At 62.8% G+C, this 16,605-nt stretch carries 14 protein-coding genes; all 14 read right to left on the reverse strand.

Annotated elements, in window-relative coordinates; all coding sequences use genetic code 11:
- Positions 1–111 precede the first annotated feature (111 nt).
- Positions 112–606 carry a CvpA family protein gene (locus tag BUS06_RS22255; RefSeq protein WP_074266599.1) on the reverse strand — a complete coding sequence of 165 codons (495 nt, stop codon included), beginning with the start codon at positions 604–606 and terminating at the stop codon, positions 112–114.
- A 7-nt stretch (positions 607–613) separates the two neighbouring features.
- Entirely contained in the window at positions 614–1,525 is a 912-nt protein-coding gene (locus BUS06_RS22260) for an SPOR domain-containing protein (protein WP_074266600.1), read from the reverse strand.
- Positions 1,526–1,554: 29 nt separating this feature from the next.
- Positions 1,555–2,868, reverse strand: coding sequence for a bifunctional tetrahydrofolate synthase/dihydrofolate synthase (gene folC, locus BUS06_RS22265; protein ID WP_074266601.1), 1,314 nt, complete (start codon positions 2,866–2,868; stop codon positions 1,555–1,557).
- A gap of 174 nt (positions 2,869–3,042) precedes the next feature.
- Positions 3,043–3,915, reverse strand: a complete 873-nt coding sequence (accD, locus tag BUS06_RS22270) for an acetyl-CoA carboxylase, carboxyltransferase subunit beta (RefSeq protein ID WP_074266602.1) — start codon at positions 3,913–3,915, stop codon at positions 3,043–3,045.
- Between the two features lie 82 nt (positions 3,916–3,997).
- Complete coding sequence (gene trpA / locus BUS06_RS22275) at positions 3,998–4,813, reverse strand: tryptophan synthase subunit alpha (protein WP_074266603.1); 816 nt, start codon at positions 4,811–4,813, stop codon at positions 3,998–4,000.
- 106 nt (positions 4,814–4,919) lie between these two features.
- Positions 4,920–5,885, reverse strand: coding sequence for a DNA-methyltransferase (locus BUS06_RS22280; RefSeq protein ID WP_074266604.1), 966 nt, complete (start codon positions 5,883–5,885; stop codon positions 4,920–4,922).
- Positions 5,886–5,896: 11 nt separating this feature from the next.
- Positions 5,897–7,090, reverse strand: a complete 1,194-nt coding sequence (gene trpB, locus BUS06_RS22285; protein ID WP_074266605.1) for a tryptophan synthase subunit beta — start codon at positions 7,088–7,090, stop codon at positions 5,897–5,899.
- A 60-nt stretch (positions 7,091–7,150) separates the two neighbouring features.
- Positions 7,151–7,879, reverse strand: coding sequence for a phosphoribosylanthranilate isomerase (locus tag BUS06_RS22290; protein WP_074266606.1), 729 nt, complete (start codon positions 7,877–7,879; stop codon positions 7,151–7,153).
- Positions 7,876–8,688, reverse strand: a complete 813-nt coding sequence (gene truA, locus BUS06_RS22295) for a tRNA pseudouridine(38-40) synthase TruA (protein WP_074269234.1) — start codon at positions 8,686–8,688, stop codon at positions 7,876–7,878. The genes BUS06_RS22290 and truA overlap by 4 nt, the downstream gene beginning before the upstream one ends.
- A gap of 8 nt (positions 8,689–8,696) precedes the next feature.
- Entirely contained in the window at positions 8,697–11,495 is a 2,799-nt protein-coding gene (locus tag BUS06_RS22300) for a FimV/HubP family polar landmark protein (RefSeq protein WP_074266607.1), read from the reverse strand.
- Between the two features lie 139 nt (positions 11,496–11,634).
- Positions 11,635–12,756 carry an aspartate-semialdehyde dehydrogenase gene (asd, locus tag BUS06_RS22305; RefSeq protein WP_074266608.1) on the reverse strand — a complete coding sequence of 374 codons (1,122 nt, stop codon included), beginning with the start codon at positions 12,754–12,756 and terminating at the stop codon, positions 11,635–11,637.
- 391 nt (positions 12,757–13,147) lie between these two features.
- The gene (gene leuB / locus BUS06_RS22310) at positions 13,148–14,215 is read right to left on the reverse strand and encodes a 3-isopropylmalate dehydrogenase (protein ID WP_074266609.1); all 1,068 of its coding nucleotides are present in this window, start codon (positions 14,213–14,215) and stop codon (positions 13,148–13,150) included.
- A gap of 73 nt (positions 14,216–14,288) precedes the next feature.
- On the reverse strand, positions 14,289–14,939 hold the full coding sequence (gene leuD / locus BUS06_RS22315; protein WP_074266610.1) for a 3-isopropylmalate dehydratase small subunit: 651 nt from the start codon (positions 14,937–14,939) through the stop codon (positions 14,289–14,291).
- A gap of 82 nt (positions 14,940–15,021) precedes the next feature.
- The gene (gene leuC, locus BUS06_RS22320; protein WP_074266611.1) at positions 15,022–16,431 is read right to left on the reverse strand and encodes a 3-isopropylmalate dehydratase large subunit; all 1,410 of its coding nucleotides are present in this window, start codon (positions 16,429–16,431) and stop codon (positions 15,022–15,024) included.
- Between the last annotated feature and the right edge of the window lie 174 nt (positions 16,432–16,605).

Consider the following 16,605-nt stretch of genomic DNA (forward strand, 5'->3'; position numbering starts at 1 on the left):
GGCATGTCCTTCAAAGGTACGAAATTCGTGACGGCGGCCGGTGCCGGGGAAGCATCCGGGTCGCGCCGATGTCCTGCGTACTTCCTGCAACGCCTCGCCGGCTTGTGATCGTCACACACGGACGTAAGCAGCGAGTGTCTCGGGAAGCAGCGGTTTCAGTTCGTGCACGCCTTGGACCGCGTAGGGCCGCAACAAGGCGTTGCGCCAGAATTCCTGCTGGGGCAGTTCGGTCAGGCCTGCGAGGGCGACCAGAATCAGCACCAGGATGACCCCGCGAACGAGGCCGAACATCAAACCCAGCGAGCGGTCCACACCGCTCAAACCGGACGCCTGCACGAGCCGGCTCAACAGCGCGTTGGCGACACCCACCACCAGCATCACGCCGATCACCAGCAAGGCAAAAGCCAGCAGCCATTGAGTCAAAGCGCCACCCGGCCACCTGGCGGGCATATACGGCACCACATAGCCGACGAAATGGCAGGCAATCAAAAACGCTGCAACCCAGCCGATCAGCCCGAATATCTCGGACAGAAAACCGCGCCAACCGCCCCGCAGGGCCGACAAACCTATCACCGCCATTACAGCGTAGTCGAAGGCAGTGAACATCGCTGACTTACTGTGCCGAGCCGTTGTTCGAGCCCGACGTCAGGCCGGCTTCACGGACCTTCGCAATCGCTGCCGAGGCGGCGGTCCGGTCAGCGAACGGGCCTGCGCGCAGAAGCGTACGGGTCGTGCCGTCAGCCTGTTTCCTGTGCTCGATATATGCGGGCACTCCCGCTGCTTTCAACTTGGACGTCCAGGCTTTCGCGCTCGCGTCGTCCGGGAACGAACCCAGTTGCACCGCGAAACGGCTGCCCGGCGGCGAGGCCGGCGTGCCGGAATCGGCATCTGCGGCGGCCGCGTCGGGGTTGCTTGTGGTCGCGGTGGCGTTCGTATTGTTCGTGTTGGCGGCGCTTTGAGTCGGCGCAGGGGTCGGCTTAGACGGTTTCTTCGAAGCAGGCACTTGCGTCGACGCCACAGCGGACGCTTGCGACTTGCTGCTCTTGCCGGCTTGCGCCGGTGCAGCGGCCGTGCCCTGCTGCGTCATGGTGTTTGTCGGAGCGGGCGCGGCCGGAGCCGGCGCTACGCCGGAGGCTGCGAGGGCGCTATTCGCGCTATCTGGGGCCGGATTATCAGGTGCGACACCTGCCTGGGTGTCTTCATCGGCAGCGGCCGCTTTGGGCGCCGGACGGGTGGGGATATCGATGGCGATATCGTCCGTTACAGGTTTCGGATGCGAATCCAGCACCATGGGCAGGATCACGACCGCTGCCACCACCATGGCTATCGCGCCTACCAGGCGGCGACGCGCGCGCTGTTTTTCAGGCAACGTAGGGTCGAGCAGCATTGCATCAGCGTCAGGCCGTTCCGTGCGGCGGGTGGTTCGCCGCTCCACGCGCTCGCCACGGGCGGCCCGGGTGGAACTCGTATTTGCGCCACGCCGGGTAGGCGTGTCGTCTTTCTTGCCGAACGAGAAAATTCCCATGAATGGCTTGGTTCGAGGCTGCCGCCCGTTCAGTGTTGCTGCGATTTACGGTAGGCCATTACGCCGGCTACCGTATAGAAACTGCCGAAAACCACGATTCTATCATTCTCCGAGGCCCGTTTTAGCGCGTCTTGGAAAGCCTCGGCCGGCGATTCGAACCGCGTGATGCTGCTATCGGGGCCATCCGTCACACCGCACTCGCGCAGGGTGGCGTCGAGAAACTCGGCGGACGCCGCTCGCGGGCTCGGCAGACCGGTTACGCACCAATGGGCGACTTCGCCTTTCAGGTGTTCGATCACGCCAGCGATGTCCTTGTCGCGCATCGCGCCAAATACGGCATACGTGTACGGAAAATAACCCATATTGCCGAGATTCTGCGATAAAACTGCAGCAGCATGTGGGTTGTGACCAACATCGAGGACGATGGCCGGTTTGCCCGGCAGCACCTGAAAACGGCCCGCCAGTTCGACGTTCGCCAGACCCAGACGGATGTCCTGCGCGGAAACAGGCAGACGGTCCCGCAAAGCCTCGAGGCCCGCCAGCGCGGCGGAGGTATTGATGAGCTGATTCGCGCCGCGCAGCGCCGGGTAGGCGAGCGCTGAGCGGCGCAGCGTGCGGCCCACATAGCTCCATTGCTGACGCTCGCTGCCGGCCTGGCCTTCATAGCGAAAATCGCGGCCGAAGAGCCATAGATCGGCTCCGATCGCTTCTGCATGATCAATCAGCGTTTGTGGCGGCACCGGGTCCGCGCAGATCGCCGGCCTGCCGGCGCGGAAAATGCCGGCTTTCTCGAAGCCGATTTTCTCGCGCGTATCGCCGAGGTATTCGGTGTGATCGATGTCGATGCTCGTGACGATCGCACAATCGGCGTCGAGGATGTTGACCGCATCGAGACGTCCGCCGAGGCCCACCTCGAGAATGACCGCATCCAGCCCGCTCGCGGCAAACAGATGCATGATGGCCAGCGTCGTGAATTCGAAGTACGTCAACGAGACCGGTTCCGCGAGGCTCAGGCGCGCCGCTTCGACCGCCTCGAAATGTGCCAGCAGGTCGGCGTCGCTCGCCACCTCGCCGTTTACCCGCGCCCGTTCGTTGAACGTAAGGAGATGCGGGGAAGTGTGGCAACCCACTCGATAACCTGCGCGCAGCAAGATCGTTTCGAGGATCGCACACGTCGAGCCTTTGCCGTTGGTGCCGCCCACCGTGATCACCGGGCAGTCGAACGACAGTTGCAGCGCGTCGCGCACCTTGCTGATCCGCGTCAGCCCCATGTCGATACCGACCGGATGCGCGGATTCGAGGTGCTTGAGCCAGGCGTCGAGAGTCGGGAATGTGGTGGTCATCTGCTGCGTCGGTTAGGCGGTGTTGCGAACTTGCGCGAGACCGCGATTATCCCGGAAATGACAGCGCGCCGCTTGATGACCTCTCGCGGCGCGCTGTTTTTACACTGCCGTGCTGTGTAGCGCGGCATCGAAGGCTTTTGTGGCAGCTGCGTTCGTTACGTTCGCTGCGTTCGTTCAGGCTACCGCGTCAGCCGGCTGGCGGGACATCAGAGCCATCAGACGCGCGATTTCCTCACGCAGCTTGCGACGATCGACGATCATGTCGACCGCGCCCTTCGTCAGCAGGAATTCGGCACGCTGGAAGCCTTCCGGCAGCTTTTCGCGCACGGTTTGCTCGATCACTCGAGGGCCGGCAAAGCCGATCAGCGCCTTCGGCTCCGCGATCACCACGTCGCCGAGGAACGCGAAGCTCGCCGACACGCCGCCCATGGTTGGATCGGTCAGCACCGAGATGAACGGCAGCTTGGCGTCGGACAGCTTGGTCAGCATTGCCGTGGTCTTGGCCATCTGCATCAGCGACAACAGGCTTTCCTGCATCCGCGCGCCGCCCGAAGCGGTGAAGCAGATAAACGGCACGTTCTGCTCGAGTGCGTTCTGCGCGCCGCGTGCGAAGCGCTCGCCGACTACCGAACCCATCGAGCCGCCCATGAACGAGAACTCGAAGCAGGCCACCACGCACGGCAGCGTGTGAATCGCGCCACCCATGACGACCATCGCGTCGGTTTCGTCGGTTTCATCCATCGCCTCTTTCAGGCGTTCCGGGTACTTGCGGCTGTCCTTGAACTTGAGTGCATCGACCGGCAGGATCTCCTGGCCGATTTCGTAGCGGCCTTCCGGATCGAGCAGACCGTCGAGGCGCTCACGTGCGCCGATGCGCATGTGATGGTCGCACTTCGGGCACACGTGCAGATTGGCCTCGACGTCGTTGCGGTACAGCACCGCTTCGCACGACGGGCACTTGATCCACAGGCCTTCCGGAATCCCTTTACGGTTTTTCGGATCGGTTTGCTTGATTTTGGGTGGCAGCAGCTTGTCGAGCCAGCTCATGGTGATTCCTTCTTGGGTCTTCGGTACGCACAACGGCGGGGATAAACCCCGCCGCAAGCCTACAGCAGACAAAAAATAACGGTTATCGGGCGGTCGCGCCAATGCCGTCGAGCGCCTCGCGGATCTCCGCGATGAAACGCGTCAGCGTCTCGGCGGCTGCCTCCGGTGCGGCTTTTTCGAGCAATTGCACGATACGGCTGCCGATCACGACGGCATCGGAGACTTCGGCCACCAAGCGCGCTGTCTGGGCGTCCCGGATGCCAAAACCGACGCCCACCGGCAGGGGAACGCGCGACTTGATGGCGGGGATTTTACTCGCGATGCTGGAAACGTCCAGATTTGCCGCTCCGGTGACCCCTTTCAGCGACACATAGTAGACGTAGCCGCTGGCGATTTTGCCGACTTCAGCGATGCGATCGTCAGTCGACGTGGGGGCGAGCAGGAAGATAGGGTCGATGCCAGAAGATCGCATCTTTTCGGCGAAGATCACAGACTCTTCCGGCGGATAATCGACCACTAGCACACCATCCACGCCGGCTTCCTGCGCCGCTGCAGCGAACGCCTCAACGCCCATCCGTTCGATCGGATTGGCATAGCCCATCAGCACGACCGGCGTCTTGTCATCGCGCTCGCGAAACTTCTTCACGTCGGCCAGCACGTGGCGCAGCGAGACGCCATGCGCCAGCGCGCGCTCCGACGAGGCCTGGATGACCGGGCCGTCGGCCATCGGATCGGAGAACGGGACACCCAGTTCGATCACGTCCGCGCCGCCGGCGGCCAGCGCGTGCATGAACTCGACGGTGCGAGCCGGATCCGGATCGCCCGCCGTCATGAATGGGATCAGTCCTTTCTTGCCTTGCGCAGCCAATGCTGCAAATGTGTTCTTGATACGGGACATGGAAATTTTCTCGAAAATAGTTAGCTGCGCGTTCGTTGCTTTTTGGAGCCTATTCCCTGATTTTTACAACCTGTTCGGCGCTATATACGCGCTTAGGGGCGTTAGCTCAGGTTTCAACATCCACAGATGCAACGGGCGTGGCGGGTTCGGTCAGCGCAACCGGCGCGGCCGCGCTGACGCGTTCACGCGCTATCGCGCAGTAACTTTCATTAATTTCATAGCCGACGAATTCGCGCCTCTGACGTGCGCAAGCGACTGCCGTGGTGCCGCTACCCATGAACGGGTCAAGCACGCGGCCGCCCGGCGGGCAGCTCGCGAGCACCATCCGCTCGACGATCTCCAAAGGTTTCTGGGTCGGGTGATCGACCCGCTCGGCATGCTGCCGATGCAGGCGCGATACCGACCAGACATCCTTCGGGTTATAGCCTTGCTCCAGCCACTTGCTGCCTTCGAACAACTTGCGCGAACGCGCCTTCTTCGTGATGGCATCGTACGGGATGCGGACGGGATCGAGATCGAAGTAGTAATCCTTCGACACCGCGAAAAAGCCGACGTTGTCGTGCACGGACGTGAAGCGACGGGTGGTGCCGCCCATGCTCGGCACGCGCCGGTCCCAGATGATCTCGTTGACCATCGTGAGACGAGTCTTCAGGAAGCAGAAGATTTCCGGTGCGTATTGCCACGTGCAAAAGATATACAGCGAACCGGACGGCTTGAGCTTCGGGATCGCCAGCTCAAGCCAGCTACGCGTCCAGGCGATAAAGTCGTCGCCCGAACGCATATCGGAGTCGTTGCCGTAGTCCTTGCCGAGCCCATACGGCGGATCGGCAAGGATCAGGTCGATCGACGCATCCGGCAGGTTCGCCACATCGGTCAGAAAATCGCGGTTCAAGAGCTGAATACCGGCGGGCACCACAGGCAAAGCAGCCGGAGACGCCAATGCAGGCGCCTCGGTTGCTTCGACCTGGGGCGTTTCGGCTTGAGCTGTTACAGCCTCGGCCATCGCGGCCTCAGTCGCTCCAGCCTCGGGGTCGTCGATCGCCGGTTGCGGCTCGTCGAACTCGTCGCGCATCGTCGCGGCGCTCAGAACGTGATACCCGATCGCTCAGCGACCGTGTGCATGTCCTTGTCGCCGCGACCCGACAGGTTCACCAGAAGGCACTTGTCCTTCGGCAAGGTCGGCGCGAGTTTGGCCGCATAGGCCAGCGCGTGGCTCGATTCGAGCGCCGGAATGATGCCCTCGATCCGGCAGCAATCGTGGAACGCCTTGAGCGCTTCTTCGTCGGTGATGCCGACGTATTGCGCACGGCCAGTTTCGTGCAACCAGGCGTGCTCCGGGCCGACGCCCGGATAGTCGAGACCCGCCGACACCGAATGCGTCTCGATAATCTGGCCGTTTTCGTCCTGCAGCAGATAGGTGCGGTTACCGTGCAAGACTCCCGGGCTACCGCCGATCAGCGAAGCCGCATGGCGACCCGTGTCGAGGCCATCCCCGGCAGCTTCAACGCCGATCAACTGCACTTCTTTGTCATCGATATATGGGTAAAAGATGCCCATCGCGTTAGATCCACCGCCCACGCACGCGATTACCGCATCCGGCTGACGGCCGACCAGTTCGGGCATCTGCACCTTGCACTCATCGCCGATCACGCGCTGGAAATCGCGCACCATCATCGGATACGGATGCGGACCCGCGACCGTGCCAATGATGTAGAACGTGCTTTCGACGTTGGTGACCCAGTCGCGCATTGCTTCGTTGAGCGAGTCTTTCAGCGTTTTGGATCCCGATTCGACCGGCACAACGGTAGCGCCAAGCAGTTTCATGCGATACACGTTGGCGGCCTGCCGGCGTACGTCCTCCGAACCCATGTAGACCACGCACTCCATGCCGAAGCGGGCAGCAATGGTCGCCGTGGCGACCCCGTGCTGCCCCGCGCCGGTTTCCGCGATCACTCGCTTCTTGCCCATGCGTTTGGCGAGCAGGGCCTGGCCGATTACGTTGTTGATCTTGTGGGCGCCAGTGTGATTCAGGTCTTCACGCTTGAGGAAAACCTGAGCGCCGCCAAGCAGTTCGCTCCAGCGCTGAGCATGATAAATCGGGGAAGGACGGCCAACGAAGTGCTTCAGTTCGCGTTCATATTCAGCAACGAACTCGGGGTCTTTCTGGAATTTTTCGTAGGCTTCACGCAGCTCGTTGAGTGCATGGACCAACGTTTCAGCGACGAACACGCCGCCAAATTGGCCGAAATGGCCTCGTTCATCGGGCAAGTTATACATGGTGTCACTCTTCTCAGTGTACCGGACCGCCCGCTTCGTGCGAGGCCGGCTCCGGCGGAATCACTCTGCGTCCGCCGCGCGCACTGCGCGTACGAACGCCGCCATCCGGGCATGATCTTTCACGCCCTTGGCGCCCGCTACTTCGATGCCGCTCGAGACATCGACCGCGTACGGGCGCACGCGATGAATCGCATCACTGACGTTTTGCGCGTTCAACCCACCACTCAAAACGGCCCGACGCGCGAGCTCTGCTGGAATAAGTGACCAATCGAAAACCTTCCCGCCGCCGCCATAGCCTTCGACATGGGTGTCGAACAGAAGAGCGCTGGCAGCTGCATAGTTAAGTGCCGATTTTACCAAATCGGCTTGCTGAGTATCGGCCTCAACCCGCAAAGCGCGCAACCAAGGCAAACCCGCAACGCTGGCGAGCGCCTCACACTGCTGAGGCGTCTCGTCGCCGTGGAACTGTAGCAGGGTGAGCGGAACGTTGCTTACCACCTCGCGCATCCACTCGGGCGACGCGTTCACGAACAGCCCTACCACCGACACGAACGGCGGGACGTCCCGCACCAGTTCGAGCGCCTGCGCTACGTTAATCGAGCGCGAACTGGGCGGATAGAAATTGAGGCCGATAGCATCCGCGCCGAGGTCGATGGCGTGGGCCACGTCCTCGGGCTTCGACAACCCGCACAGCTTGATGCGGGTCCGATGGGGCGCCGCGGCTTGCGTCGCGCCCTCCTGCTGGGGTGCGCCGGCCGCGGCCGGCTGGTTCAAGGTGGTTGAATTCATGATTGCGCTGATTCGGTCCAAACGGTACTCCACGGCACACTGGCCGCCTGCGCAGCGGGCACCGCGAATTCCTGAGGATAGCCCACTTGCGCGAGATATAGGCCGTCAGGCATGAAAGTAGGGGCGGCCTGATTGCGATCGCGGCTCGCCAGCACATCGGCCATCCACGCCGCAGGATAGCGCCCACGTCCGACTGCCACGAGACAGCCCATCAGATTGCGCACCATGTGGTGCAGGAAGGCGTTGGCGCGGAAGCGGAAGTGGATGAAGTCGCCCTGCTGCCGCACGTCGATCTGGTACAGATGCTTGACTGGTGTTTTCGCCTGGCATTCCGACGAACGGAACGCTGAAAAATCGTTCTCGCCGATCAGATAAGCGGCGGCGGCGCGCATCGCCTCGACGTCGAGCGGCGTGTGCACCCAGCCGGCGCGTTCGGCCAGCATCGGCGAGCGGACCGGGTGGACGTACAGCGCGTAGTAATAGGTCCGCTCGAACGCCGAAAAGCGCGCGTGGAACGTCTCCGGCATCGGCTTCGCCCACTGAACCGCGACCGTTTTGGGCAGAAACGCATTGGTGCCGCGCACCCACGAGAAATCCGTACGATCCAGTTCGGTGTCGAAATGCACGACCTGTCCGAGGCCGTGCACGCCGGTATCGGTACGGCCGGCCACCACGGTCTGCAGGGGCGTCTGCGCAAATTCGCGGAGCGCTCTTTCGAGCGCATCCTGGACCGTCTTGCCATGCGGCTGCGACTGCCAGCCGCAAAATGCCGAGCCGTCGTACTGGATTCCTAGCGCAATCCGTGTCACGGCGGGCATTACGACAGAGGCCGCAGCGTCGACAGCAACGCCCGCGCTTCGCTGCGCGTGGCAGCGTCGTTCGTATCAATCACTTCCTGGATCAGCGCTCGCGCGCCGGCCAGATCGCCCAGTTCGATGTACTCGGAGGCCAGATCGAGCTTGTTGCGGGCAATCCGGACCAGGTCATGCGGCGTGAACGACGGCAGCGGTTGCGCGGGACTCGGCGGCAACTCCAGATCGAAGTCCAGATTCAGCGCGCCGAAGCCGGCAGCGCCTAGCCCGGCGACGGCCGCTGGGCCTGCCGTGCCTGCAGCGATTTCTTCGGCGACAGGGAGTGAGCCCGCGGAACCGTGCATGAAGGCGTGCTGCGCGGTGATTACGGGCTCCACAACCGGCTGCGTCGACAGCGAAGCAGGTGGCGTTACCGGCGTGGCTGGCGATACTGGCTCCGTGCGCGGCGGCAAAGCCATGTCGAGGCTGCCGAAGGCGTCGACTGCGTCGCGGGGGAAGCTGCTTGCGGCGGCCGGCTCAGATGGGGCGTCGCTGAGGGGCTGCTCTGCCGGGGATGCGTTTTCCTCGACCTGCGGCGCCTGTTCGAATGTTTCGGGCGCGGAGGGCTGTTCGTGCGCCGATGGGGAAAATGCCTCGGGCGACAGCGATTCTCCGTGCGGCACCGGTTCAGATGCCTCGGGTGTCAGCGGCTCGCCCCACTCCGGCTCAAGTTGCGGCGGCGAGGGGAGCGGCTGCGGGGCTCCTGCGTGATCGAGCGACGGCTCGGCGGGATGTTGGCCGAATGGCGACCCCGCTTGCGGCTCGCCAAGCGGCGCCGGTGCACCGAAATCCATCTGCGGATGCGGCGGTTCGTTGCGTTCAAGCGGCGGCTCTTCGGCAACACTCTCCTCAGAGGGATGCGCCGCGGGCTCGGTCCATTGATTCGGGCCGGCCGGCGCAGGGTGGATCGGATGCTCGATCGCTGGGTGGAACTGGTCTGGACGCAATACGTCAGTCCCGGGTTCTATGACCGGGGCGTGATCGGCCGAGGCGGTGGTGTCTTCGAAGGAGAACGGTGCAGAAGTGTGATCGGCCGGTTCGTACGGCGCTGCTTCGCTCTCCGCTGACTTCCGTGCTGCGGCCTCGTGCTCTTCCACTTCATGCGAGGCCGCTTCTTCATGAGATGCCGCGTCATGAGCCGCTGCCTCGTGCTCTGCGATCTGCCGGGCCGTTGCCTCCCGATCCGCCAATTCACGTGCAGCTGCTTCTTCGTGCGCAGCAGCCTCGCGAGCCGCTGCTTCGCGCTCTGCAGCCTGATGGGCTGCCGCCTCACGCTCCGCGGCTTCACGTGCAGCCGCTTCCTCGTGTGCCGCAGCCTCACGGGCTGCTGCCTCGCGCTCTACGGCCTGCTGGGCGGCTGCCTCCCGCTCCACCGCTTCACGGGTAGCCGCTTCTTCGCGTGCCGCAGCCTCGCCAGCTGCAGCTTCGCGCGCCGCGTACCCGCCGGCAACCACTGGGTCAGACGTGCCAATCTCATCATGCGGCGCGAAGTTATCTCGCGCCAGCACAGTCTCCGGCCCCGCCACGGCTTCAGTTTCAGACGCCCCAGCAACCTCCGCCGACGTCACGCGACTCTTACGCCGACGCATCCCTAGCGCAGCCAGCAAGGCGACCGCCGCTGCGCCGATTGCAGCGGCAAAGCCGAGGTTCACCGGGGACAAGTCGAAGCCGCCACTCTGCGTGTGCGAACTCGCCACAGCACCCGTGCTCTGCACATGAGTCCCGCTGGCAACGACCGCCGGACTGCTCTCAACCGTCGCAGGACCGCTCGCCGGAGCAGGCTGCGCCGGCTTGCCGCCGATGCCATGCTTTTGCAATTCCAACAGCACGCGGCTCTTCAGCGCGAGCAACTGTTGCAGACTGGAAACCTGCGTCGGAGCCTGCAAGGCCTGCGGAGCGGAGGAAGGCGTAACCGGCAGCGTCGCAGACGCAGACGCCGCGGAGGCGACCGATGCGCCGGTCGCCGGCTGGATCGAGCCCGTCCAGACATGCGCACCCACCGTTTGCGAGGCAGACGGCGCGACGGCTGTCGACGAAACGCCGGCAGGCGCCGAAGCCGCGCCAGACACCGCGCCGGACGCGGCCATAGCGGCCCCACTGCCGGCCAACGGCGCGCTAACGCCAGCGCCAGCAGCGGTGGCCGAACTCGCCTGAACCGCTGCACTCGCGAGCCCAGAGACGGCCGGAGCAGCCTGCATGGCAGCACTCGCTGCATTCGCCTGCCCACTGGCAGGCTGCGACGCAGCGCTGACCGCAGTACTTGCCGCGGTTGCCGTGGCCGCCGTAGCGGGTGAAGCCGCCGACGACGACGAACTCGCCGCTACAGCCGAACTTGCTGCCGCCCCCGATGGTGCCGAGGCCCCCGCGGCATCCGAAGCCACGATCGCCGCGCCCGTCGCATCCAGCGCCGGAATCGTCAGCACTGACCCCAGTCTCAGCCGGCTCGGGTCGTGCGACATAAACGCGTTCGGGTTTGCGTCGAACAAGGCCTTCGAGGCGCGCGCCAGCGTCGCGCGATCGTGCGACTGCGTGGCCGCGATCGCTACGTCATTCAGCGATTGCCCCGGATGAATCGAATACTGGCTGCCGGCGGCGAGCGGCGCGGAAGCACCGGCTGGCGCGCTGGCCGCGTCGACAGTCGCTGCCTGAGCGCCGGTTGCACCCCCACCCAGGCCGCCCAGCACGAAGGCCAGGCTAGCCGCGGCGGCGAACCGGCACACACGGCTGCGCGCGATAGCGCGACGGTAAGCGTGTCGGACGGTCATCTGGACCACGGGCGCGTCAGCGCTCAGCCCTTGTTTGCGGTTGGATTGAGACAAGATTTTGGGAGCACACCAATGAAAAAAGCGCCGCGCGAGCGCGACGCTTTTTGAGTTTTTACGCGTCGTAGCCGCGTAGTTTACTTTACTTGTCGAGCAGAATGCGCAGCATCCTGCGCAGCGGCTCTGCGGCGCCCCACAAGAGCTGGTCGCCAACCGTGAAAGCCGACAGATATTCGCCGCCCATCGCCAGCTTGCGCAGACGTCCAACCGGCACCGTCAGCGTGCCCGTGACCACCGCCGGTGACAGATCGCGGATCGACGCTTCGCGCTCGTTCGGCACAACCTTGACCCAGTCATTGGCCGAGGCGAGGATGCTGCTCACCTCGTCGAGCGGCACGTCTTTCTTCAGCTTGATCGTCAAAGCCTGCGAGTGGCAGCGCATGGCGCCGATGCGCACGCACAATCCGTCCACCGGGATCGAACCGGGCGTGCCCATGGCCGGCTTGCCGAGGATCTTGTTGGTTTCCGCGCCGCCCTTCCACTCTTCCTTGGACATGCCGTTGCCGAGGTCCTTGTCGATCCACGGAATCAGCGAACCGGCGAGCGGCACGCCGAAATGCTCGGTCGGCATGCGGTCGCTGTTCATCGCGGCGAGCACGCGGCGGTCGATATCCAAGATCGCCGACGACGGATCCGCCAGATCTTCCTTGGCCGAGCCATACAGCGTGCCCATCTGTTGCAGCAATTCACGCATGTTCTGCGCGCCCGCGCCCGATGCAGCCTGATACGTCATGGCCGTCATCCAGTCGACGAGGTTTTCGCGGAACAGGCCACCCAGCGCCATCAGCATCAGGCTGACCGTGCAGTTGCCGCCGATAAAATTCTTCTGACCCTTCACCAGCGCGTTCTTGATCACGTCGAGGTTGACCGGATCGAGAATGATGACGGCGCCGTCCTTCATACGCAGCGACGAAGCCGCGTCGATCCAGTAGCCGTTCCAGCCCGCTGCGCGCAGCTTCGGGAACACGTCATTGGTGTAGTCGCCGCCCTGGCAGGAGATGATGGCGTCGCACTTCTTCAGGTCGTCGATGCTCGAGGCATCTTTGAGCTTGGTCTCGTTTTTAGCGAACGACGGCGCGTTGCCGCCCGCGTTGCTGGTGCTGAAAAACACCGGTTCGATCAGATCGAAATCGCCTTCCTGCTGCATACGCTGCATCAGGACGCTGCCGACCATGCCGCGCCAACCTACGAGACCTACGTTCATGACACTTACCCTTCGAGTGGAGGCTTCCCCGCATCTTTGCCCGCAGTGACCGCGCGGGGAAGATGGGCGGGCACGACGGACGATCAGCGAATCGTGATCGTTTTCGGGGTAATTGCTTTAATCAGCGTTTTGACGCTAATGGCGAGCTCAACCACACGGGCCGTTTTGCCGTGATGGTTAGAAATCGAGGTGATTTGGTGAGCGCTAGCCATTTCTACAGTCTACACGAAAACCGGATTTGGGCGGCCTGATTCGCCGCTTTTGCGCGCGAATGGGCCGGATTTCGGGCCATTCGCGCGTGTGCGCGTGTCGGACTTACGACATCGTCACTACGTCTTTACGGGCCACGAAACGTTCGCGGCCCGGGTAAAACACAACGCCAACAACAGCCTTAAAGCGCGGCGACGACAGCATCGCCCATCGCCGCAGTACCGACCTGCTTGCAACCCGGCGTGAGGATGTCGCCAGTACGGAAGCCTTGCTCCAGCACCTTCTTCACGGCGGCTTCGATGCGATCGGCCTGTTCGGCCTTGTTCAGCGAATAACGCAGCATCATCGCGGCGGACAGGATCGTGGCCAGCGGATTCGCCACGCCCTTGCCGGCGATATCCGGCGCCGACCCATGCGACGGCTCGTACAAGCCCTTATTGTTCTTGTCGAGCGACGCCGACGGCAGCATGCCGATCGAACCCGTCAACATAGCGGCTTCATCGGAAAGGATGTCGCCAAACATGTTGCCGGTGACGATTACGTCGAACGACTTCGGCGCCTTCACCAGTTGCATGGCCGCGTTGTCGACGTACATGTGCGACAGCTCGACGTCCGCGTATTCCTTCGAGACATCGATCATGATGTCCTTCCAGAATTGCGACGTTTCGAGCACGTTGGCCTTGTCGACCGAAGTCAGTTTCTTGCCGCGCTTTTGCGCTGCCTGGAAAGCAACGTGCGCGATGCGGCGCACTTCCGGCTCCGAATACCGCATCGTGTCGAAACCTTCCTTCGCGCCGGCAAACGGGCCGTCCGGTGCGTCACGCAGACCGCGCGGTGCGCCGAAGTAAATATCGCCATTCAGTTCGCGCACGATCAGGATGTCGAGGCCCGAAACGATCTCTTCCTTCAGCGACGACGCACCCGTCAATTGCGGATAGCAGATCGCCGGACGGAAGTTCGCGAACAGTTGCAGATGCTTACGCAGACCCAGAATGGCCTGCTCGGGACGCAGCGCGCGTTCGAGCTTGTCGTACTTCCAGTCGCCGACGGCGCCGAACAGGATCGCATCGGCTTCCTTCGCGAGCGCGAGCGTCGAATCGGGCAGCGGATGGCCCTTGGCTTCGTAACCCGCGCCGCCAACCGGCGCTTCTTCGAGCTCGAATTTCTCGCCGAGCACATTCAGAACCTTGACGGCTTCCTTGACGATTTCCGGACCGATGCCGTCGCCGGGCAACACTGCGATCTTCATGCGAATTTCCTTGATTGTTTTCTTTTAAACCTGGGCACGCAAAAGCGCTACCGCCTCAAACTCAGGCGTGCACTTAACCGACGATACGGTGGCCCAGCCACGGCTGCTTCGTCAGACGCTCTGCTTCGAACTGACGAATCTTGTCAGCGTGACGTAGCGTCAGGCCGATATCGTCGAAACCATTCAGCAGGCAGTACTTACGGAAGCCGGCAACTTCGAACGGGTACTCGGTGCCGTCGCCGATGCGCACGGTCTGCGCTTCGAGATCGATGGTCAGCTCGAAACCGTTGAACGCGTACGTTTCGTTGAACAGATGATCCACCTGTTGCTCTGTGAGCACGATCGGCAGCAGACCGTTCTTGAAGCAGTTGTTGTAGAAGATGTCTGCGAAGCTCGGCGCGATGATCGCGCGGAAGCCGTACTGCTGCAGCGCCCACGGTGCGTGCTCACGCGAGCTGCCGCAGCCGAAATTCTTGCGCGCCAGCAGGATCGACGCGCCTTGATAGCGCGGCTGGTTCAGCACGAAGTCGGGATTCAGCGGGCGCTTCGAATTGTCCTGACCCGGCTCGCCGTGGTCGAGGTAACGCCATTCGTCGAACGCATTCGGACCGAAGCCCGTGCGCTTGATCGACTTCAGGAACTGCTTCGGAATGATCGCGTCCGTGTCGACGTTTTCGCGATCCAACGGCGCCACGACGCCGGTATGTACGATGAATTTATCCATGGCCCATCACCCATCAGAGTAAAGACCGGCGGCTGCGCCACTGGGCGCGCCGCCGGTGGAATCGAAACAGAATCGCAGCGGCTTAGCCGAGCTTGCGAATATCGACGAAGTGACCTTCGATGGCAGCAGCAGCAGCCATCGCCGGACTCACGAGGTGAGTACGCCCACCTGCGCCCTGACGGCCTTCGAAGTTGCGGTTAGACGTGGACGCGCAACGCTCGCCCGGATCCAGCCGGTCCGCGTTCATTGCGAGGCACATCGAGCAGCCTGGCTCGCGCCATTCGAAACCGGCGTTGGTAAAGACCTTATCCAGCCCTTCACGCTCAGCCTGCGCCTTAACCAGACCCGAGCCCGGCACGACCATCGCCAGACGGATGTTCGGCGCGACGCGGCGGCCCAGCTTGCGCACGACATACGCTGCGGCGCGCAAGTCTTCGATACGCGCGTTGGTGCACGAGCCGATAAAAATCTTGTCCGGCTTGATGGATTCGATCGGCAGATTCGGTTCGAGCGCCATGTACTTCAGCGCACGTTCCATCGCGTCGCGCTTGACCGGATCTTTCTCGCGTTCCGGATCCGGCACGCGGCCATCGATTGCGGTCACCATCTCCGGCGACGTACCCCATGTGACTTGCGGCACGATTTCCGCAGCATTCAGTTCGACGACGCGGTCGAACTTCGCACCGTCATCCGATTTGAACTGCTTCCAGTATTCGACTGCGTGATCCCACTCGACGCCTTCCGGCGAGAACGGACGACCCTTCAGATATTCGATTGTCGTGTCGTCAACGGCGACCATGCCAGCCCGCGCGCCGCCTTCGATCGCCATGTTGCAGACGGTCATGCGGCCTTCCATGCTGAGCGCGCGGATTGTCGAACCGCCGAACTCGATGGCATAGCCCGTACCGCCTGCCGTACCGATCTTGCCGATAATGGCGAGCACGATGTCCTTCGCGGTACAACCGCGCGGCAATTGCCCTTCGACCTTCACCAGCATGTTCTTGCTCTTCTTCTGCAAGAGCGTTTGCGTAGCCAGCACGTGCTCGACTTCCGAAGTGCCGATACCGTGCGCGAGCGCCCCGAACGCGCCGTGCGTGGACGTATGCGAGTCGCCGCAGACGATCGTCATGCCCGGCAGCGTAGCGCCCTGCTCCGGCCCGATGATGTGCACGATGCCCTGGCGCAGGTCGTTCATCTTGAACTGCGTGATGCCGTAGGAATCGCAATTCGTATCGAGCGTGTCGACTTGCAGCTTCGACACCGGATCGGCGATGCCATGACTGCGGTCCGTAGTGGGCACGTTGTGGTCGGACACGGCCAGATTCGCGCTGATCCGCCACACGGGACGCTCAGCCAGCTTCAGGCCTTCAAACGCCTGCGGGCTGGTGACTTCGTGCAGCAGGTGACGGTCGATGTAAAGAATCGTCGTACCGTCTTCTTCCGTGTGGATCACATGTGTGTTCCACAATTTGTCGTAGAGAGTCTGTGCCATGGTATGCGGGGTAGTGATGACTGCGGGCAAGCTGTGTGTGCGATTGATTATGCCACGCTGATCCGCGATTTTGCGCACCGTTTAACGGAAAAACCCAGAAAAAACAGGGAGTTGGGTGGTAGTGGCGATACCTGTATCGATGGCACCCGGCAAGGTGCGGCGCACAAAGTCACG

The sequence above is a fragment of the Paraburkholderia phenazinium genome (assembly GCF_900141745.1).
Lineage (GTDB): Bacteria > Pseudomonadota > Gammaproteobacteria > Burkholderiales > Burkholderiaceae > Paraburkholderia > Paraburkholderia phenazinium_B.